This is a genomic window from Rahnella rivi (assembly GCF_019049655.1).
Classification (GTDB): domain Bacteria; phylum Pseudomonadota; class Gammaproteobacteria; order Enterobacterales; family Enterobacteriaceae; genus Rahnella; species Rahnella rivi.
This window is the reverse complement of the sequence record NZ_JAFMOX010000065.1, coordinates 86,128-106,335: the sequence shown is the minus strand read 5'-3', so window position 1 is coordinate 106,335 and position 20,208 is coordinate 86,128. Positions and strand designations below refer to the sequence as shown.

Here is a 20,208-nt window from a genome sequence, read left to right as displayed (position 1 = left end):
GACAGTTTTTTGAGTCTGCGTTATGTTCGTGGAAGGCCGCAATGCGGCCAGCGTCGCTCGGACGGTCCGGGCGCTTACGTATCCTCGAGGAAATTATGGCTGATTCCAGTTCACCACGTCGTTTTTCACGTATTGATCGTCTTCCCCCTTATGTTTTCAACATCACCGCTGAGCTGAAAATGGCGGCGCGCCATCGCGGCGAAGACATCATTGATTTCAGTATGGGCAACCCCGACGGTCCAACGCCGCCGCACATCGTTGAAAAACTGGTGCAGGTGGCGCAGCGCGAAGACACCCACGGCTATTCGACGTCACGCGGTATTCCGCGTCTGCGCCGGGCGATTTCCCGCTGGTATGCCGATCGCTATCAGGTCGAGATTGATCCGGAAAGTGAAGCTATCGTCACTATCGGCTCGAAAGAAGGGCTGGCGCATCTCATGCTGGCGACGCTCGATCACGGCGACACCGTTCTGGTGCCCAACCCAAGTTATCCTATTCACATTTATGGCGCAGTGATCGCCGGTGCGCAGGTGCGTTCCGTGCCGCTGACCGAAGGTGTGGATTTCTTCGCTGAGCTGGAAAAAGCCATTCGCGAAACCATTCCGCGTCCGAAAATGATGATCCTCGGCTTCCCGTCCAATCCGACGGCGCAGTGCGTGGAACTGGATTTCTTCGAGCGCGTGGTGGCCCTGGCAAAACAATATGACGTGCTGGTGATCCACGATCTGGCGTATGCCGATATCGTGTATGACGGCTGGAAAGCGCCGTCAATCATGCAGGTGCCGGGCGCAAAAGACATCGCGGTGGAATTCTTCACGCTGTCAAAAAGCTACAACATGGCGGGCTGGCGCATCGGCTTTATGGTCGGTAACCCGGAACTGGTCAGCGCGTTAGCGCGCATCAAAAGCTATCACGATTACGGCACCTTCACGCCGTTGCAGGTCGCAGCCATCGCGGCACTCGAAGGCGATCAGCAATGTGTGAAAGACATCGCCGAGCAATACCGCCAGCGCCGTAACGTCCTGGTGCGCGGCCTGCATGAAGCGGGCTGGATGGTGGAAAATCCGAAGGCTTCCATGTACGTCTGGGCGAAAATTCCGCCGGCTTACGCCCATTTAGGCTCGCTGGAGTTCGCCAAACGTCTGCTGGCTGATGCTAAAGTCTGCGTCTCTCCGGGGATTGGTTTTGGCGATTACGGTGATACGCACGTGCGTTTCGCGCTGATCGAAAATCAGGATCGTATTCGTCAGGCGGTTCGTGGGATCAAAGCGATGTTCCGCGCCGACGGTTTGCTGCCGCCGAAGAAAACCGCGGGTGAACCGCCCGTGGAGCAGGATCCGACGGTCACGCCGTAACAGGTTGCGTTGATATGATGTTAAACCGGCAGGCGCTGTGGCCTGCCGGTGAAGGACAAAGACGCGGGTTATTCACGACGCGTCATTCAGGATGTGTCACTTACTGCTCACTATCATTGTTGTAATGAATCACCCGCCGTTTGCCCTTAATCTGCACGTCTGACTCTCTGCGCGCTACCGGTTTGACCTCCCCGTTACGCAATGCCTGAATGATCTCTTCTCTGTTTTTTTCCTCATACAGATACAGTTCACCGGCTTCAGTCCATTTCCCTGCCTTTCTGGCGTACACCCGGCAATTAACCGATTTCGGATCCAGGGTATTACACAGGAAAACTTCTTTCTGTTTGTCGTTGTTCAGTTCAAGAGTGTTGACGATGCACACGCCTTGCAGGCTGAGGCAATCGCGCAGCGTACTGCGGTATTTTTCCAGCTCAGGCAGGCTGTTCCACCAGGCATCCTCAGGCTGAACCGATCCCTTCGCCAGCTGGATCATCTTCTTCGCATTTTCTGCACGGTAGTCTTTAGCTGCCTGCGCGGCATCTTCCACGTCATAAGAACCCCAGCGCGACGTCTGTGAAAGGGTATTTTTCAACAGCACCAGCAGATGGGGATCGGCCACGAACGCCGGATTTTGCTGTAACGCCTTCAGCGCGTCGTTGCCCCGGCGGCCGGTATCGAAACGCAGCATATGCAAATCGAGATCTTTCGCCTGCGTTTTACCCTGGTCTAAACGGGCAATCTGATTGTTCACGCTGATACGGTACGGGTCGAGCAGCGGGCTGTTAACGGCGATCACCAGCAAAACCACCAGCAGCGAGAGCGGTTTGTTTAACTGGGTGATGCGCGGCAGCCAGTCCGGACGTTTGTCGATCACCGAAAGGCTGTAGCACAACGAGGCCACCAGCGTCACCCCGATGGTCAGCACCGCCCACAGACGCTGCGGCGTCCAGCCGTACTGCGCAATACGTAAACCGGTCGCGTACATCGCCAGCGCGGCATACACCGGCAGCAGCAGAATGGCCGCATTGACCAGCAGACGGATGAAACGCGGATACGGCTTCGAGGCGTTATCCGCTTCGCGCACCACATTCACCAGCACCAGCACACTCATCGCCATGATGGTCAGCAGGCTGGCCGCAGACCAGGCATCGGACAGCGCCTTCAGCCCGGTGAACGGCAGGGCGCACAGGAACAGCAGCGCCACAAACGCCACCAGCGGCAGTAAGCCTTTCAGAATAAAACGAATAATGTTTTTGGTGGTGTTCATCAGCGACGGCTGGGTGCGGCAGGTGACGATACTGATGCCCAGCAGCAGCCCGTAAACCAGCCACATAAACAGCGGCGTATCGAAGAACAGCGTGTGGAAATACTCAATGCCAATCAGCCTGAACAGTGCCGCACACAGCGCCATCACGCCCAGGGTCAGCAGCATCAGCAGCACGGTGAGCATCAGGCACAGCGTATTTTGCGAATAGCACGCCACCAGATTTGCGTAGCGGTAACGGGTGTCCGGCGGGAAAGACTGCACCTGCAACCACGGCAGCACAAAGTAAACCAGCAGAACCAAAGACTGACAGAAAGGAAACAGCACCGCCTCTGACGGCGCGCCGGTCATGTTGCTTTTCAGCCACGCCGCCATCCCCGCCAGCAGCAACGTCAGCACGGCTATGCCGCCCCAGAAACGGCGAGAATTCAGGTGCACGACCGATAACGAAATCAGAACCGGTAATGTAAATGCCATAGTCTGGCCGTAAATATTATGGCTCAGGGATTCGAGCGCGGGAGACGCAGGGTGCGAGAGGAAGAAATACAGCAGCAGTCCCTGCAACACGCAAATGGCGATGATGACCGCCCGGGCGGAAGTCGGAACAGGCGGCATAACGCTGCCTGCGCGAGTGAACTGAGACATCCGTGACTCTCCAAAATGTAAGGGGAAATGAACGTAAACAATCCTGCAAGTGTAATGGGTTACGCCGCAGAGTGCAGAAATCTCTTTGAACTGGCGGCGTTTGGCTTTTGTGAGCCCGGCCACATAACTGGCAAATTCAGCGACAGTCACTAGGCTTGAGGCTGAGGGAGTGATTTCGAGGTGGAAAATGACAGAACAACCATTGAAAGAAAAGCGCATTGACGTTGTGAAGACTTTTTACGCCAAACTGGATCAGGCCGATGCTTCCTTATTAGATCTTTTTACGGAAGACGTCGAACTGTTCTTTCCTAAGTTTGGCACCGCGCAGGGCAAATCCTCACTGGGAGAACTGGGAAAACGTTTTGCGCTGGAGATCGACAAAATCCAGCATATTCAGGACGCATTTCGCTTTCTGTGCGACGGCGACACCCTGGTGCTGGAAGGGCAGATGCGCGGCGTGATGCAAAACGGCGACCGCTGGCCAACGTCTCAGGCGGGGCGTCATCATTTCTGTACGGTGTTTGAATTTGACGAGTTGCTGATCAAACGGCTGAGCATTTATCTTGATCCCGATTTTAATCTTGAAGATAAAAAGCGCGTTAATAATTACCAGCAAGGCGTGAAAACTCAGGAGAACAAAACCTGAGGTTGGTCCTAAAAAAAGAAGGGAAGCGGCCTCAACCCGCCACTTCCCTTCGCCAACTGCCTCTCATCAGGATTCGGCAGGGACAATAGTGTTTTTGTAGCGTTGAAGTATCGGTGAATTGATATCCGACGGATTCTGCAACTGCCACAGATTGCGGTCGATACCGTCATTGACCAGATAAATTACCCCGGATTCAATGGCCGACATCAGGCACAGCATGACGGGCTCGTTGGTGGTATAGCCCAGTTCGCCTTCCAGCAGACGCTGATAGTCGATAAAGCGGAACACCCCGGCCTGCACTTCGTACGACAATATCGTCTTACTGGTATTCACTGACGACAGAACTTCCCCGGTATTGACGTCGACAGCACGCAGGTTCACGGCTATCTGGTCCAACTGGTACTGCGTGCTGGCGCCGATACCGAAGTAACGCGCACCAATCCCGCCTGATTTCACATTGCTTTCATAACCGATAATCGAGCCTTCAATCAGGACATTCGCCGCCACCAGCGAGGAGAGCGGCCGCTGGTTGTTGATGGCGACGCTGCCATTTTCCTGCGCGGCGCGAATAATTTTGCGTTCGTTGAGCAGGTTTTGCAGCCCCTGACGTTCCAGCGGTATAAACCATTTCGAATCTTTCAGCGCGGACACCAGCATCGCCGTGGCGCTCTGCGGCACCGCCGTCGAGAAGTTACTGGCCGGGTACGGCTTGAACTGACCGGTTTCATCCTGAATGTTGTACACCGACACAAATATCCGTCCCTGCGGAGGCGGCAGATGGGTCAGGTCGGTGTAGCTCGGCGCACGCGGTAATAATGTCGGTCTGGCGGCTTCTTTAGGTGCTGCTGTCAGGCACCCGCTCAACACAAAAACTGCGATGAGTAATAAATAATTGCGCATGATCTCATTCCCGTTTTTTCCCTTCTTATTTCGATTTCGTATCGAATTTTTTGGGGATTTTGTTCGTCGGAATCAGTTAGTCGTTGCTGACAAACCCTGAACCTGAATGGTGGACACTTTGCCGGTCTGACGGTCGGTGACATTCATCACCAGCTGCCCGTCGGTATTCTGGATATCCACAATAAAGTCCTGCGTCACCAGCCTGCCGGGTTTACCCTGATTGATGTTGCCCATCAGCGTGCCCAGCAGTTGCGACTGAATCGAGGCAGTGAAGTTATCCAGCGCCGACGTGCCGGACGTTCCAAAGTCATAGCTGTCCGGATCTTTGTACGAGTTTTGCGCCTGCGCCTCATTGAGCAGAAACGAGCCATTGTTCGGGTTGCCGCCGAAGTTCGGGTTAACAAACTGAAAGACCATACTGCCGCCCCAGGAAAGCGGGGACGCCGTCAGTAACGCCAGCAGCATCACCGAGCGGGGGACTGAGACTGGAATATTCACGATGCTCTCCTTAAAAGAGGCTGTGCATTAAAATTCATCATGGGCAAGATCCCCGGTGCCAAGTAACGCCTTGTCTAACTGGCGACGTGATAGCGCCTCGGTGACGCCATCTATGGCGGTGTCGACGTCCTTATTAAAATTGCGACGATTTGGGAACAACAGCGTCTGGTAGAGCGTGTCCTGGCCTATTTTGACGCTGATCCAGCTGCCCCAGCGTGCGCTGGGCCTTTCTGAAATGGTGATGGTTTCCGGGTAGTTGCGGTCCCACTTATCGGTAAAACCGCGATAAAAATCATGGCCGACCGAGGTCACCGTGTGATCGATGACCAGGCCGGGATCTTTAATTTCCGCTGCATGAACATGCAGGCAGGCGCCGCAAAGCAATACCAGCCACAGCCACAAGGTCTTGCTGTAAAGTCTCATGATGTCAGCGCTTGAGATTATCGTTGGCCCAGGACGCCGCCTGAGTACGGTTTTTTACCGAGATTTTTCTAAATAAATTATAAAGATGCGTCTTGACGGTGTTTTCGCTGATAAATAACAGCCGCGCAATTTCCGTGTTCGACGCCCCCACACGTAATTTATTGAGGATCTCTTTCTCGCGATGGGTCAGTCCGGTGTCTTGCGAGTGAAGCTGGCGAAAGGCACCCGACTGATTGATCAGGTAACTGGCAAAGCCCTGCGAGAAATAGCATTCGCCACGGATCACGCTTTTGATCCCTTCCACCAGATTGCTTTCATCGGCTGAGAGATAAAACACGGCGCTTATCCGCGGCCAGGTTTCTATTTCACGAAAATGGTATTCGTCAGGCGTATTGAGTAACAACAGTTTCACGCTGTCGTGATAATGGTGTAATGCGGATTGCCACTGCTCAATGGTGCGGCGATCTGCCTCCATCATGTCGAAGAGAATTAATGTCTGATGAAGATATTGATCCTCTAGGGACTTTTGAATGTTATGGAGTCGGGTACTGACACAAAGTTGCTGTTTTAATTGCTGCAATAAAGCACTGGCCTGTAATGACGGTTTCGTCACTAATAAAAGAATATTATTATTGATCGCCGCTTCATTAAGCATAATCAAACCCTGCCTTGATTATTATAGCCACGGCCTTCTGTTGCCGGATTAAAGAAAGGCAATAATGAGGCCGTTAACTTATTTTGCTAAATCTATAGCTGTATGTTTGCTGTGTATATCTAAAAAGAGAAAATAAACACAACCTGGTGCACATAATATTTTCAGGTCGTTTCATGTGCGGTACTGACTCAATTTAGCGTTTGGCCTCTCTTACGCAAGGCCTATTTGTGTTTCAAAATGTAACGTAAAATGTATAAAGTTTTCCTAATGTATTGCCATGCGCAATGTAAATCCTGTTCAATAAAATTAAAGTAACGGGGTTTACATAATCTTAACGTTTGCCGTTGTTAACCCAGCGATTTTAATCATTCCCTCTCCGAAAATATTCTCCAAATTCTGCAATACACTTCATCATTCTGCTTTAATAACTCAAATACCACCCGCTCTAATAATCGATTTAACTTAGGTGGCAGGGGTCAGAACCCTATGGAAAGGTGTAGGAAGTGGCAGGAATAGCGGTGTGGCGGCGTTTTTCGCCCAATTATAAGCAACGGAAATGTGCGGCAGATCGCTTTATTGTCGAAGGGAACGTTCCCGAGCCATTAAGAATAGTTGCATTTGTGTGATTAATGAAATGACTCTTTCCCGTTACTTTAGGATTAATGCCATGCACCAGATTAGCCGTATTGACCTTTAACCAGAATGTACTGGTCAATCCGCATGAGAAGGGGCAACTCATACTTTTTGATGAAGCCGGAAATTAAAATACGACGTGCGGGTGAGTTCCTTATTTTTCTTAAACTCCATAATCAATTCGTCAACAGCAATAAAACCGGTCAGCAAGAAATTGTTCTCCGGATTTAATACAGGGTGACGAAATGAAAAAGACTTTACTGACCCTGGCATTACTTTCAGCATCCTGGGTCGTTAACGCACAACAATATGATATGGCTTTTCCGGAGATAAGTGCCGGCAGCGCTGAAATCTATTATGCAGGTGCGGGAAATTCATCAGGGAATACATCGGCGATTTATCAGAATGGCAGTAGCAATATGGCCTACAGCAATCAAACAGGTAACGGCAGCACGAGCGTTATCCGGCAGTCTGGCTCAGAAAATACTGCGCTGATAAAACAAAGAGGTAATGGAAATAATGCGGATATTTCTCAAAGCGGCAGCGATAACTTTGCCTATATATCGCAAACCGGTGGCGGGAATTCATCCATTACGCAACAGAATTTTGGTAACACAGCTTACATTCTGCAAAAAGGCCGGAGTGTGACTGAGATACGCCAGAATGGAACGAACCAGAGTAGCGGCGTCGTGCAAAACTCGTCAGGAATGGCGATTAGAGTGACACAGCATTAAAAACATACGTTCTTATGACATCCGATATTAAACCAATGGGGTAGCATCATGAAACTTTGGAAAATTGTGGCAGTCTCCGCTTTAGTCGTTAGTGGCAGTGCATTTGCAACGGGTCAAAATCATGGTGGCGGCGGCGGTGGTGGTCCTTCTACACCTCCATCAACAGTGCCGACATTCACGGCCACCCAGTGGAATTCTGAAATTCAGATTTACCAGCAGGGTACTGCTAACCTGGCGAATGCCACTCAAACCGGTGCGCAGAAATCGCTGACTGCGGTAAATCAGGACGGGTTCAGAAACACCTCTGGCACGAATCAGACTGGCGACGGCAGCCTGATCAGTGTGGCGCAGAAAGGCGAATACAACACGGCTAACGTGTCGCAATCCGCTAACGGCAGTAAAGTGCTTGTTTCTCAAAACGGTTCAGGCAACTACGCGCAGGCTTCACAAGGCGCAAACGGTTCTCTGACCAGCATCACCCAGCTTGGTACAGCTAACCTGGCCTACGCCAGTCAAAACTGATTAACCATTCCTCCCCTGCGAAGGGGAGGAGCAAAGCAGAACAGGGCACTAGCCCTGTTTTTTTTCGACTGAACCCGGAGAATAAAGGCTATGCATTTACTCCTGATCGCCGCCGTCATGTCCAATCAGCTTTGGTTTGATACGCATAATGAGGCGCAGAATTACGTCATCACCCCGATGGTCAGCCTCACCAAAGCCTGCGCCTGCCAGGTGGCGGTGTCCGTTTCGCAACAAGGCAGCGCGGGCAACAGCACCAGCCGCCAGAGCAGCAACGTCAATCTTTCTGCCAATCAGCCACAGCCGCTCGGGCAGATGCGCTTTGCCGTGCAGCCGGGCAGTAAAACGCAAATCATGATCACAGTGACAGACGGCGGTACGCTGCGTCTGGAAAAGCAGATAACCTTGCCGGGTGATGCGTAACCGCAGGATCCGGGGTTTCAGACCGTCAGGGAGTCATAGCCTTTACGGCGATAATTCAGCGCCGAAATGCCCCAGAACAGGATGAAAATCGCTACCGCGGCGTAACCGACGCTGCCCATGTTGTCGTTGAGATGTTCCACTACCCGCCACAATCCGCCGTGCAGATTCAGCTTGTCGGCCATCAGCCCCAGCGCTTCCAGCCCGCCGATAAACAGCGCAATGAAGACGCTCGTGGCGGTAATGGTCATGTTGTAATAGAGCTTGCGAACCGGCTTGTCGAACGCCCAGCCATACGCGCCAACCATCACAAAATTATCCAGTGAATCAATCAGCGCCATGCCGCTGGCGAACAGCGCCGGAAACACCATAATGCTCCACACCGACATCCCGGAAGAGGCGCCCGCCGCCGAGATGCCCAGCAGGCCGATCTCCGTGGCGGTGTCGAAACCCAGCCCGAACAGAAATCCCACCAGATACATCTGCCAGCTTTTATTCACCATATTGAAAGCGAAGCTGAACAACCGGCTCATCACGCCGCCCTGAACCTGATGCAGTTCCTCTTTACCGCTGAAGGTCTGACCGCGTTTTACTTTCTGAAAACGGCGGTAAACATCGCGCAGGATCAGCGCATTCAGCAGCGCCATCATCAATAAAAACAGAGCAGAAACCAGCGTGCCGAGGGTGCTGCCGTAATCGTGCAGCCAGCCGATTTTATTGCCAAAGACCAGCGAGGTGGCTGCAATCGCCACGCAGGCCAGCACCACAATGCTCGAATGTCCCAGCGAGAAAAAAGCCCCGACGGCCACCGGCCGCTGACCCTGCTGCATCAGCTTGCGGGTGACGTTATCGATGGCCGCGATATGGTCAGCATCCACCGCATGACGCAACCCGTAACCGTACGCCAGCAGCGCAGCTGCAATCAGCGCGGCATTGTGGCGAAACGCCGCCAGCGCCCAGCCCCACGCCAGAAGATTGACGGCAATCAGGCCGATAAAAAGCCAGAAGGCGCGGCGATGCGTATGGAAAAAATCGCGGTTAATCATGGGGATCCTTATTGTTAATTCAGATTGAAACCAGAAACAGACTGAAGACGGGCGCAGGCGACAATCGCCTGACCCAGAGCCAGCCCGCCGTCACCTGCCGGATACTCCCGCGGCAACAGAATGTGCAGTGGCGATAAAGCCTGATGTAAAAGCTGGCGCAGCAGCCGGTTATGCAGCACGCCGCCGCTCAGTGCGACAGTGCGGGTGCCGTTTTTCGCGCAGTAATAGCGGGCCAGGGCAGCAAAACCTTGTGCCAGTGCGTCATGAAAAGCGAACGCGCGTTCGGCAGGTGTCGCCTGCCAGCCGAGCCATTGCTGCCAGAAAACGGCCAAATCCAGAAAGGTGCCGTCAGCGGCGTGAATGAGCGGCAGGGTGACAGGATGTTTTACGCCGTATGCCTGATGTGCCAGCGCTTCCAGACGGCAGGCGGCCTCACCTTCCCAGCTCAGACTTTCCGGGGCGCAGCCGGTCGCGGCTGCCACGGCATCGAATAAACGCCCGCAGGAGGAGGCCAGCGGGGAATTGATGCCCGCCACAATCGCTTTTGACAGCGGCTGCCATGGCTGAGTAAGCAACGTTTGCGCTTCAGGAAGGTGCTGCCAGCCCGGCACAAACGCCATCCACTGCGCCAGAAGATTTCGCCAGGGTTCACGCGCGGCGCGGTCGCCGCCCGGCAGAGCCACCGGCGGTAATCCGCCCATGTGTTCGCACCGGCGATAGTTCACCAGCAGGCATTCGCCGCCCCAAAGCTGGCCTTTCTGACCGTATCCCAGGCCATCCAGCACCAGCCCGATGACGTTTCCGCCCTCCAGCGGCCAGCGGTGTTCCGCCAGACAGGCGGCGATGTGGGCATGATGATGCAATACATCCACCACCCGCGTGCCGGGCTTGTCCGCCTGAACATGGCTGACATAAGCGGGATGCGCATCGCGGGCGAGGGTCACGGGCGTACAGGCATAAAGATGCTGGAAATGTTCAATCGCCTGCTGCTGTTGCAGGGCAACATCGCGGTGCGCCAGCGAACCAAAGTGCGCGCTGAGTATCGCCTGCCCGCCACGGACCAGACAAAACGTATTTTTCAGATCGCCTCCGAGCGCAAGCAACGTCGGTTGCACGAGAAAACCCGGCGGCAATGGCAGGGCGTCCGGCACATAACCCCTGGCACGCCGCAATATTTCAGTGCCCTGCGGGGTCAGGCGTACCAGTGAATCATCGGCACGCTGGACGATTTCACGGTTGTGCAGCAGCCACAGATCGGCAATGCCGTCGAGCTGGCGCAGCGCGTCGGTGTTGGATAACGCCGGTGCGCAACCCGCCGCATTTCCCGAGGTCATGACCAGCGGGGTCGGGTAGGCCTGCATCAGTAAATGATGCAGCGGCGTAAACGGCAGCATCAGCCCGACCTCATCTAAATCGGGGGCGATGGCCTCACACAGCACAGAACTCTTTTTTTTCTGCGTCAGCACGATGGGTGCGGCGGGGGACTGCAACACTTCCCGCAGCGCGGGCGATGCCGGGTCATCCGTGCAGCGCGCCAGCCAGCGGATGTCCGGCAGCATCACGGCCAGCGGTTTTGTCGGACGATGTTTTCGTGCCCGCAGCCGCATCACGGCGGCCTGCTGCGTGGCGTCACAGGCCAGATGAAAACCGCCCAGCCCTTTGATGGCGACAATGTTACCGGCGCGCAGCGCAATCACGGCCTGCGCGATGGCCGTCTGATCCTGTGCCAGCACCTCACCATTTTGTCCGGTGGCGCTGAGCCCCGGCCCGCAGTGAGGGCAGGCGACCGGCTGCGCATGAAACCGCCGGTCGGCGGGGTTGTGATATTCCTGTAAACACGCAGGGCACAGCGTAAATTCCGCCATGCTGGTGGAAGGGCGGTCGTAGGGCATTGAACGGATCAACGTAAAGCGCGGGCCGCAGTGGGTGCAGTTGGTGAAGGCATAGCCGAAGCGACGATCGCCGGGCTGCTGAATATCCTTCAGACAGGCCGGGCAGGTCGCGGCATCCGGCACCACCTGAGTGTCCATCTGACTTTTGCGACTGCCGGTGATCGTGAAACTGTGTGGCGGATCCTGCCAGTCGAAAGGACCCAGTGTAATGCTGTCAATGCGCGCCAGCGGAGGGCAGTGGCGTTGTAACTGTTCGACAAAAATGTCGATATTGACCGGTTTCAGCAGTCTGATTTCCACTCCCGCGCTGTCGTTACAGACTTCACCGCGAAGTTGTAAACGGTCAGCCAGTTGCCAGATAAAAGGCCGGAAACCGACGCCCTGGACTTTGCCACTGATGCGAATGAGTAAGCCAGACATAAAAACCCTTTTTAAATGGCGGGGAGGGGGATTCATGGCCACGGCGGATCCCGCGTTGTCATTTATACCCCCTCCCGACCCCTCCCCGTTGCAGGGGAGGGAGCAAAACGACACCTCACACTTTGAGGTGCGGATCTCCATTAACCTAAACTTCAACCACCGGGATCACATCTTCAACGGCACGGCGCAGACGTGCTTTCATGTCGCTGTAGCTTTGCTGTGCATAGTCTTCCGCCCAGCGCTGATCGGCGATGTTTTCCACGTTGACCGCACAGTATTTGGTTTCCGGCGTTTTTGAGATCGGATCCAGATTTTCCTGCGTCAGCTCATTACAGGCACCGATCCACCACTGATAGGTCATGTACACCGCGCCAATATTGATGCGCTCGTTAAAGTTGGCGCGGGAAATGACTTTGCCACGGCGGGAGGCGACCCAGACCAGTTGCTGATCGCGGATCCCCAGCGCCTGCGCATCCTGCGGATGCATCTGCACGAAGCCCGGCTCGTCGGCCAGCGTTTGCAGGGCGGCGCAGTTACCGGTCATCGAACGGCAGGAGTAGTGGCCGACTTCGCGCACGGTACACAACACCAGCGGATACTCGCCGTCCGGCACTTCAGCCGGGGCGCGCCACGGTGCAGCGAAAAGCTGGCCTTTGCCGGTTGGCGTGTCGAAATGATTGTCCTGATAAAGGTACTGAGTCCCCGGACTTTCCAGCGTGGTGCACGGCCACTGGATATGCCCGAGCGTGCCCATTTTTTCGTAGGTTGCGCCGTAAAACAGCGGGCACAGCTCGCGCATTTCGTCCCAGATTTCCTGGTTATCGTTGTAATGCATCGGATAGCCCAGTTCCGTTGCCAGCAGGCTGATGATTTCCCAGTCACGCTTGACGTTGTATTTCGGTTCGATGGCTTTCTCGAAACGCTGGAAACCGCGGTCGGCGCAGGAGAATACGCCGCCGTGCTCACCCCAGGAGGTGGCCGGCAGGATCACATCGGCCTGCTCGGCGGTTTTGGTCATGAAGATGTCCTGCACAACCACAAACTCCAGCGCTTCGAAGCCCTTACGCACCAGGCTTAAATCGGCTTCGGTCTGCAACGGATCTTCACCCATGATGTAATAGGCTTTTACCTGTCCTTCCAGCGCCAGATGGGGGATCTCGGTGATGCGGTGGCCGATTTGTGCATCCATCTGATTCACGTCGATACCCCAGGCATCGGCGAATTTTGCGCGGACTTTGGCATCAGTCACAGACTGATAGCCGGGGAATTCGTTTGGCAGCACGCCCATATCGCAGGCACCCTGCACATTATTCTGACCGCGCACCGGCCCGACGCCGACGTTTGCCCGGCCAAGGTTCCCGGTCAGCAATGCCAGCCCGGCCAGCCCTTTCACCACGTCCACTGCCTGACCAAACTGCGTGACGCCCATGCCCCACATGATGGTGGCAGACGGCGCGGCGGCGTACGTGCGCATTGCCTGACGGATTTGCTGTGCACTGACGCCGGTCTGTTCCGCGACTTTTTCCGGCGAATAATCCGCGACGTTTTTGCGGTACTCCTCGAAGCCTTCGGTGTATTTGGCGACGTAGTCGTGGTCATACAAATTTTCTTCGATCAGCACATGGGCAAACGCATTCACCAGCGCCATGTTGCAGCCGTTTTTGATTTGCAGATGCTGATCGGCGATGCGCGCGGTTTCGATACGACGCGGATCGCACACAATGATCTGCGCGCCTTTCTCTTTGGCTTTGATCACCCTGCGGGCAACGATCGGGTGTGAATCGGCACAGTTATAGCCGATCACCAGCAGGCATTTGGAATTCTCAATATCGCCGATGGAATTGCTCATCGCGCCGTTGCCGAGGGTGGCCTGCAAACCGGCAACCGACGGGCCGTGACACACGCGGGCGCAGCAGTCGACGTTGTTCGTGCCGATCACCGCGCGGGCGAATTTCTGCATCACATAGTTGGTTTCATTGCCGGTTCCGCGGGAAGAACCGGTGTGCATGATCGAACGCGGGCCATGTTTTTGTTTGATCTCTTTCAGACGCTGCGCGGTGTAACGGATGGCTTCATCCCAACTGACCGCTTCGAATTTTCCGCCCTTCTGGCGGCGGATCAGCGGCTGTGTCAGGCGCGGCGTCAGCAGTTTAGTGTCATTGAGAAAATCCCAGCCGTAATAGCCTTTCAGGCACAGCTCGCCCTGATTGGTCACGCCATTGGCAGCTTCTGCGCGGATAATTTTACCGTTATCCACAACCAGATTCATTTTGCATCCCGCCCCACAGTATGGGCAGACAGTGGTGACTTTTTTCATGATCTTCCTTCCTCTATCCGAGGTTAAAACAGCAGGGGGGAGGTGCTATCGAGCGCAGCGCGGCGGCGTTTTTCTGTGTTCATTTCCTGTAAGTGATTGCGGTCGATGGCGTACAGCGCCTTCGTCGGGCAAATTTCCATACAGGCCGGGCCACCGGCACGGGCGTGGCACAAATCGCATTTATGCGCTTCGGCTTTGTCAGAGGTGGCGGTCATGGCCGCGCCGTTCTGGCGGAAAATCGGTTTGGTGACCACTTCCATCGCGCCGTACGGGCAGGCAACGACACAGGTTTTACAACCGATGCAGCGCTCCTGCATCACCTGAACGCGGTCGCCGACGCGGCTGATAGCCCCGTTCGGGCAGACATTGGCGCAGGGCGCGTCTTCACACTGGCGGCACATGACGGCGGTGCTCAGATTAACGCCCTTGATCACGTGCAAACGCGGCGCGAATGTGGCGGCGTTAAGCAGCGAGATATCCTGCGATTCACTGTGAGCCATGACGCAGGCAATTTCACAGGTACGGCAGCCGATACATTTTTTAGGGTCGGCGATAATAAACCGGTTCATCTTCAACTCTCCTGATTCCGGATTTTCTTATGAAGCCGGATGACACCGGCCTGACGACATTGCTGCTCTGGCTATACATAAACCGTGCCAGTTCAGAGGGTTAATTTTTACGCTTTTGATTCAACGGGTTAGCGAAGTGATTATTCACAGTGACGAAACAGGGCGCTGACGTCATGCCCGCTTCGTCACCGCCTCGACAGATGTGTCGATAGCCGATGTCAGGCATCCCCGGCAGCATAAAGCGCGATACCTAAGCCGGTTTCCAGTGCCGGCAGCCGCTGATGCAGATGCCTGACCGCCTGTTCCACCACCGCGCTCATCGGGTAATAAAACGCCACCACATCCGGCTGGATGCCAACAAACGTGATGTCCGGGATATCTTCACGCAGTTGCTGAATCAGAAACGTCAGCGGCAGGTTGTGGGTGGTCATCATGAACATCTCACCGATGTCCTCTTCATTGATGATGCGCATTTCGCCGGGCGCCAGCCCCATGTCGGTGGCATCGACAATCACCAGATGCTGCGGGCGCAGTTCGCGTAAAAAACCGATATCGTTTTCCGGCGCGGCACCGCCGTCCACGACGGTCCAGCCGGGCAGTGGCCGTTCGGCGCACAGTTCGGCCAGCCGCGGGCCTGCGCCATCGTCACCCATCATGCTGTTGCCGACGCACAGCAGCGCGTAGCGGGAAGGTAAATCAGGCATCGTATCTCCTGACCATCAGGTACATGGCGGGGTCGTTTTCGATTTGCTGGAGCAGGGCGACCAGCGCATCGCTCCAGCCCTGTTGCTGCGGGGTCATCTGCTGGCGCGCAGCGCGCAGCGCCAGCGCCAGGCAGTGCGTGTGTGTGCTGTCGATATTGATCTCGCCGAAGCGTTGCACTCCGGCCAGTTTCCGGTGCGCCTCACCGTTCTCCGGCAGAAGGTCTATCCACCGGCGATAATCATCAAGCGGGCATTCGAGGCGGGATTTCAGGCAGTCGATGACCCCAAGGTGATGGCCGATCGCCAGACTGTAATAAATGACTTCCTGCACTTTTTGCGAGCTGCGTTTCTGCGCGCGCTTTTCATCGACGAACTTGCTGCTCAGCGAATAGAAAATCACTTTGTTCTTTTCAGGCGTGATGCCCGCCGGGGTCTGATGCCGGGCATAACGGTTATCGTTGGCGGAGGTCATCACAGGCGTACCTCCCCGCGCAGCACCTGCTGGTAAATCTGTTGCAGGTTGCCGACGATTTCGTTGAGCCGCATATCCCCTTGTTCATCCAGATAGGCCGAGATGCGCTGTTCTACCGGTTGCAGGCCGGGCGCGGCGACCAGCTCCATAAAGCGATCGGCAATCTGGCGGCCATAGCGGTAACCGGCCATGCGGCGGGCTTCGCGATCGAGCAATACGCGCAGCGGTTGCGGCAGGTCGGGATGCAATAATGCCGCCGGTTCGCGGGCAGCCTCGTCGTGTTGCTGGCCTTTGATTTTCTGATCCAGCAGGCCAAGCGCCATCGCAAAACCATAAATGGTGGCGGCAGGCGTGGGCGGGCAGCCGGGAATGTACACATCCACCGGCACGATCTTGTCAGTGCCGCCCCAGACACAATAAAGGTCGTGGAAAATGCCGCCGCTGTTGCCGCAGGCCCCGTAGGAAATACTGATTTTAGGATCAGGGGCAGAATCCCAGGCGCGCAGCGCAGGCACGCGCATGGCGCGGGTGACGGCACCGGTAAACAGTAAAATGTCGGCATGACGCGGTGAGGGCACCACTTTGATCCCAAAACGTTCGGCATCAAACAGCGGGGAGATCGCGGCGAAAATCTCGATTTCACAGCCGTTGCAGCCGCCGCAGTCCACGCGGTAGACGTAGGCAGAGCGGCGGATGCGGGTGAGCAGGGTGGATTTCAGTTTGGCGATGCTTTCATCAAGGGTGACGGGCACCGGCAGGCCATGTTCGTCACGCGGGCCGATCAGCGTCTGGCTCATGACTGCGCCTCCGTGGTCATATGTCGGCCGATATCAATGCGGTCGGTGGAAGAAAGACAGTGCATTTTTTTGCACTCCGGGCAGGTTTCATACTGGATGCGCCGGTCGGCGATTTGCCGCTCGCTCAGCGCGCCGTTTTCCTGTAACAGGCTGAGTGCAAAGTCGATTTCTTTCTGCACGGCATAGGCTTTGCCACATTCACGGCAGTGGCAGACGGGAAAATCTGCCGTTTCGAACAGATCTTCTTTGCGCCACACCGCCAGTTCAAATTCCTGTGAGAGCGTAATGGCCGCCGTCGGGCAGACCTCCTCGCAGCGGGCGCAGAAAATGCAGCGCCCTAAAAACAACTGCCAGCGGATCGTTTCGCCGTCTTCTGCCGTGGTCATGGTCAGCGCATTGGACGGACAGGCGTTGGCGCAGGCGCCGCAGGCGATGCACTGCTGCGCGTTGTACTGCGGTTTACCCCGAAAGTTCGGTGCCAGATCCAGTGGTTTAAACGGATAGGCCACCGTCGCCGTGCCGGTTTTCAGCACTTTTTTTATCAGTTTCAGCATGAGTGAGCGGCTCCTTAAAGCGGCGAATTTTTGCGTTCGATGCCGTAACGTTCGATCTCTTTGTAAGGCACGACAATGGTCGTTTTCTTACGCACATCGACCACCGTCATGCGGTCAGTGCAGGAATAGCAGGGATCGAGACTGCCGATGATCAGCGGCGCATCGGACACCGTATTGCCGCGCAGCATGTAGCGCAGCGTCGGCCAGTTGGCGTAGGTGGCCGCCCGGCAGCGCCAGCGGAACAGCTTCTGGTTATCGCCGGTCATGCTCCAGTGAATGTCGTCGCCGCGCGGTGCTTCGGCAAAACCCAGCGCAAAGCGGTGCGGAATATAGGTAAAACCTTCCACGGCAAGCGGGCCGCCCGGCAGGCTTTGCAGGCCAAACTCGATCATATTCAGGGAATTGAAAACTTCGTGGATGCGCACTTTCAGGCGGGAATAGACGTCGTTACCGGTTTCGCTGCACAGCTCAAACGGCAGTTTGGCGTAACCGGCGTAAGGGTGATCCTGACGCATATCGCGGCGATGGCCGCTGCCGCGCACCATCGGGCCGACGTTGCTGAAATCACGCGCCACCTGCGGATCCAGAATGCCGACGCCGACGCTGCGCTGTTCGGTATTCGGCGTGCTGAGCAGAATATCCACCAGCTCGTTGAGATCACGGCGCATGCTGCCCGCCAGCGCAATGGTGGCGATCATATCGTCTTTTAAAATGTCGCGACGCATGCCGCCAATCAGGTTCATACCGTAGGTTTTCCGTGCGCCGGTGAGGATCTCCGCCATCTTCATGGACTGCTCGCGCACGCGGAAGAACTGCATAAAGCCGGAGTCAAAACCGACGAAATGACAGGCCAGACCGAGGTTCAGCAGATGGCTGTGCAGGCGTTCCACTTCCAGCAGAATCGAGCGGATCATCTGCGCCCGTTCCGGCACGACGATCCCCATCGCATTTTCCACCGACGAGGTGTAGGCGACGCTGTGCGTGAAGCCGCAAATGCCGCAAACGCGGTCTGACAGGAACGTCACTTCGTTGTAACCCATGCGGGTTTCGGCCAGTTTTTCCATGCCGCGATGCACGTAAAACAGGCGGTAATCGGCATCGATAATGTCTTCGCCATCGACGAACAGACGAAAATGTCCGGGTTCGTCAGAGGTGACGTGCAGCGGGCCGATCGGCACAATTTTGCTGCCTTCTTTGGCCTCAGAAATAAACGGATAGGTTTCTTCGTCCGTGGTCGGCGCAGGGCGCTGGCGGTAATCCATGGCGTCTTTGCGCAGCGGATATAAATCGTCAGGCCAGTCATCGGGCAGCACCAGGCGGCGTTCATCCGGCAAACCCACCGGACGCAGGCCGTACATGTCGCGCACTTCGCGCTCGCCCCAGACGGCTGCCGGTACGCGGGGCGTCACGGAAGGAAATTCCAGCGAGACGGGATCCACTTCGGCGCGCACGGTGATCCAGCATTTCACGCCCTGTTCCATCGACAGCACGTAGTACAGCGCATAGTTGCCGCACAGCGTGCGCTCGTCATTGCCGAATAAAACCGACAGCCATCCGCCCTGCTGGTAATACAACCACTCGACCACTTCCGGCAGGGCATTGAGTTTGATGGTCACGGTGGCCTGCGTATCGGTCTGCCATTCGCTGCCTAAAATTGCCGAAGGAAACTGCTTCGCCAGCGCCGCCAGATAATGCTTACCCACCGGATTTTGGTTTAACGCGGTATTGAATTCACTCATTACAAAGCCTCTTCCCGCCGCAGCGGGACACGAAAAATGTCAGGTCAGCCTGCGACCAGCCAGGACACCAGCGCCAGAAACGCCAGCCCGAAGCCCGCCCAGGTGGTGCGGGAGGTTTTAAGAAAGCGCAGACGGGCGACGCTGTTTTCAATCAGTGCCACCAGAAAAACGGCAACCAGCAGTTTCAGCAGGCAGACGATCACCGCCATCAGCAGCGTCAGTGGCGTGAGGTGCTCTGCCAGACCGAACGGGAAAAACAGACCGAGAAACAGTTGCAACACCACCAGCTGCTTCAGACTGATCCCCAGTTTCAGTACGCCGAGCGCCGCGCCGGAGTATTCGGTGAGCGGGCCTTCCTGCAATTCCTGCTCGGCTTCGGCCATATCAAACGGCAGCTTGCCCATTTCGATATAGGTGGCAAAAGCGCAGGCCAGCGCGGCCAGAATCAGCGTTAACGAAGACGACACCGGCCAGTGCAGCACGCGGGCAGCAATCGCGCCGAGTGACGTGGAACCGGCCACCAGCGCCGCGACCCACAGGCCGAGCAGCAGAATCGGCTCGACCAGCACGCCGAGTACCGCCTCGCGGCTGGCACCCATGCCGGTGAACGGGCTGCCGGTATCCAGCCCGGCGATGGCGAACACGAAGCGCACGATGGCGAAAAGATAAATGACGGTGATCAGATCGCCCGCCGCTCCCAACGGTGATGCCAGCGTCACCGCTGGCAGGGCGGTGGCGATGACCAGCAATCCGCCGGTCAGCAGATACGGCATACTGCGAAACGCCGCGCCCGATGCCGCCGGTGCCACGCTCTGGCGTGTCAGTAATTTGGCGATATCGCGATATTCCTGTAACACGCCCGGCCCCTGCCGGTTGTGCATCCGGGCGCGCATCACGCGGCTGAAACCGGCAAACAGCGGCGCGACAGCCAGCAGGGCCACCGCCTGGATCAGCGCCAGCGGCCACAGGGCGGTGTTTAACAAAACGGGAAAATTCATCTTTAGTT

20 protein-coding genes are annotated in these 20,208 nt (G+C 56.0%); 5 read left to right on the top strand and 15 right to left on the bottom strand.

Annotated elements, in window-relative coordinates; genetic code table 11:
- Positions 1-95: 95 nt before the first annotated feature.
- Positions 96-1,355: an alanine transaminase gene (alaC, locus tag J1779_RS19750; protein ID WP_122097476.1), complete on the top strand. Its 1,260-nt coding sequence runs from the start codon at positions 96-98 to the stop codon at positions 1,353-1,355.
- A 100-nt stretch (positions 1,356-1,455) separates the two neighbouring features.
- Here alaC and J1779_RS19745 read toward each other — a convergent pair whose 3' ends face one another.
- A complete protein-coding gene (locus J1779_RS19745; RefSeq protein ID WP_217204577.1) occupies positions 1,456-3,264 on the bottom strand; it encodes a DUF4153 domain-containing protein in 1,809 nt (602 codons plus the stop codon).
- Between the two features lie 187 nt (positions 3,265-3,451).
- Between J1779_RS19745 and J1779_RS19740 the strand changes: the two genes are divergently transcribed.
- Positions 3,452-3,910, top strand: coding sequence for a nuclear transport factor 2 family protein (locus J1779_RS19740; RefSeq protein WP_217204576.1), 459 nt, complete (start codon positions 3,452-3,454; stop codon positions 3,908-3,910).
- A 66-nt stretch (positions 3,911-3,976) separates the two neighbouring features.
- Here J1779_RS19740 and csgG read toward each other — a convergent pair whose 3' ends face one another.
- The 4 genes from csgG to csgD all read right to left on the bottom strand — a co-directional run bounded on the left by csgG (position 3,977) and on the right by csgD (position 6,386).
- Positions 3,977-4,810: a curli production assembly/transport protein CsgG gene (csgG, locus tag J1779_RS19735; RefSeq protein WP_056774181.1), complete on the bottom strand. Its 834-nt coding sequence runs from the start codon at positions 4,808-4,810 to the stop codon at positions 3,977-3,979.
- 72 nt (positions 4,811-4,882) lie between these two features.
- Positions 4,883-5,275, bottom strand: a complete 393-nt coding sequence (csgF, locus tag J1779_RS19730; protein ID WP_056774376.1) for a curli production assembly/transport protein CsgF — start codon at positions 5,273-5,275, stop codon at positions 4,883-4,885.
- A 60-nt stretch (positions 5,276-5,335) separates the two neighbouring features.
- Entirely contained in the window at positions 5,336-5,731 is a 396-nt protein-coding gene (csgE, locus tag J1779_RS19725) for a curli production assembly/transport protein CsgE (protein WP_217204575.1), read from the bottom strand.
- 4 nt (positions 5,732-5,735) lie between these two features.
- Entirely contained in the window at positions 5,736-6,386 is a 651-nt protein-coding gene (gene csgD / locus J1779_RS19720) for a biofilm master transcriptional regulator CsgD (protein ID WP_056774184.1), read from the bottom strand.
- Between the two features lie 878 nt (positions 6,387-7,264).
- Between csgD and J1779_RS19715 the strand changes: the two genes are divergently transcribed.
- From J1779_RS19715 to csgC, 3 genes are all read left to right on the top strand, one after another.
- Positions 7,265-7,753, top strand: a complete 489-nt coding sequence (locus J1779_RS19715) for a curlin (protein ID WP_122097480.1) — start codon at positions 7,265-7,267, stop codon at positions 7,751-7,753.
- A gap of 48 nt (positions 7,754-7,801) precedes the next feature.
- Positions 7,802-8,275 (top strand): curli major subunit CsgA, encoded by a 474-nt coding sequence (gene csgA / locus J1779_RS19710; RefSeq protein ID WP_122097481.1) that lies wholly within the window; start codon positions 7,802-7,804, stop codon positions 8,273-8,275.
- Positions 8,276-8,365: 90 nt separating this feature from the next.
- Positions 8,366-8,695: a curli assembly chaperone CsgC gene (csgC, locus tag J1779_RS19705; protein WP_056774196.1), complete on the top strand. Its 330-nt coding sequence runs from the start codon at positions 8,366-8,368 to the stop codon at positions 8,693-8,695.
- Positions 8,696-8,712: 17 nt separating this feature from the next.
- Here csgC and J1779_RS19700 read toward each other — a convergent pair whose 3' ends face one another.
- The 10 genes from J1779_RS19700 to J1779_RS19655 all read right to left on the bottom strand — a co-directional run bounded on the left by J1779_RS19700 (position 8,713) and on the right by J1779_RS19655 (position 20,200).
- Complete coding sequence (locus J1779_RS19700) at positions 8,713-9,738, bottom strand: HoxN/HupN/NixA family nickel/cobalt transporter (protein ID WP_217204574.1); 1,026 nt, start codon at positions 9,736-9,738, stop codon at positions 8,713-8,715.
- A 14-nt stretch (positions 9,739-9,752) separates the two neighbouring features.
- Positions 9,753-12,050, bottom strand: coding sequence for a carbamoyltransferase HypF (gene hypF, locus J1779_RS19695; RefSeq protein ID WP_238485228.1), 2,298 nt, complete (start codon positions 12,048-12,050; stop codon positions 9,753-9,755).
- A gap of 145 nt (positions 12,051-12,195) precedes the next feature.
- Positions 12,196-14,367 carry a formate dehydrogenase subunit alpha gene (gene fdhF / locus J1779_RS19690; RefSeq protein ID WP_056774208.1) on the bottom strand — a complete coding sequence of 724 codons (2,172 nt, stop codon included), beginning with the start codon at positions 14,365-14,367 and terminating at the stop codon, positions 12,196-12,198.
- Between the two features lie 23 nt (positions 14,368-14,390).
- Positions 14,391-14,936, bottom strand: coding sequence for an electron transport protein HydN (gene hydN, locus J1779_RS19685; RefSeq protein WP_217204572.1), 546 nt, complete (start codon positions 14,934-14,936; stop codon positions 14,391-14,393).
- 218 nt (positions 14,937-15,154) lie between these two features.
- Complete coding sequence (hycI, locus tag J1779_RS19680) at positions 15,155-15,640, bottom strand: hydrogenase maturation peptidase HycI (protein ID WP_122097486.1); 486 nt, start codon at positions 15,638-15,640, stop codon at positions 15,155-15,157.
- Complete coding sequence (locus tag J1779_RS19675; protein ID WP_217204571.1) at positions 15,633-16,112, bottom strand: formate hydrogenlyase maturation HycH family protein; 480 nt, start codon at positions 16,110-16,112, stop codon at positions 15,633-15,635. The genes hycI and J1779_RS19675 overlap by 8 nt, the downstream gene beginning before the upstream one ends.
- Positions 16,112-16,909 carry an NADH-quinone oxidoreductase subunit B family protein gene (locus tag J1779_RS19670; protein WP_217204570.1) on the bottom strand — a complete coding sequence of 266 codons (798 nt, stop codon included), beginning with the start codon at positions 16,907-16,909 and terminating at the stop codon, positions 16,112-16,114. Before J1779_RS19670 ends, J1779_RS19675 begins: the two co-directional genes overlap by 1 nt.
- Positions 16,906-17,463 carry a formate hydrogenlyase complex iron-sulfur subunit gene (locus J1779_RS19665; protein ID WP_217204569.1) on the bottom strand — a complete coding sequence of 186 codons (558 nt, stop codon included), beginning with the start codon at positions 17,461-17,463 and terminating at the stop codon, positions 16,906-16,908. Before J1779_RS19665 ends, J1779_RS19670 begins: the two co-directional genes overlap by 4 nt.
- 14 nt (positions 17,464-17,477) lie before the next feature.
- Positions 17,478-19,202, bottom strand: coding sequence for a hydrogenase large subunit (locus J1779_RS19660; protein WP_183847859.1), 1,725 nt, complete (start codon positions 19,200-19,202; stop codon positions 17,478-17,480).
- A gap of 44 nt (positions 19,203-19,246) precedes the next feature.
- The gene (locus J1779_RS19655; RefSeq protein WP_183847857.1) at positions 19,247-20,200 is read right to left on the bottom strand and encodes a respiratory chain complex I subunit 1 family protein; all 954 of its coding nucleotides are present in this window, start codon (positions 20,198-20,200) and stop codon (positions 19,247-19,249) included.
- Between the last annotated feature and the right edge of the window lie 8 nt (positions 20,201-20,208).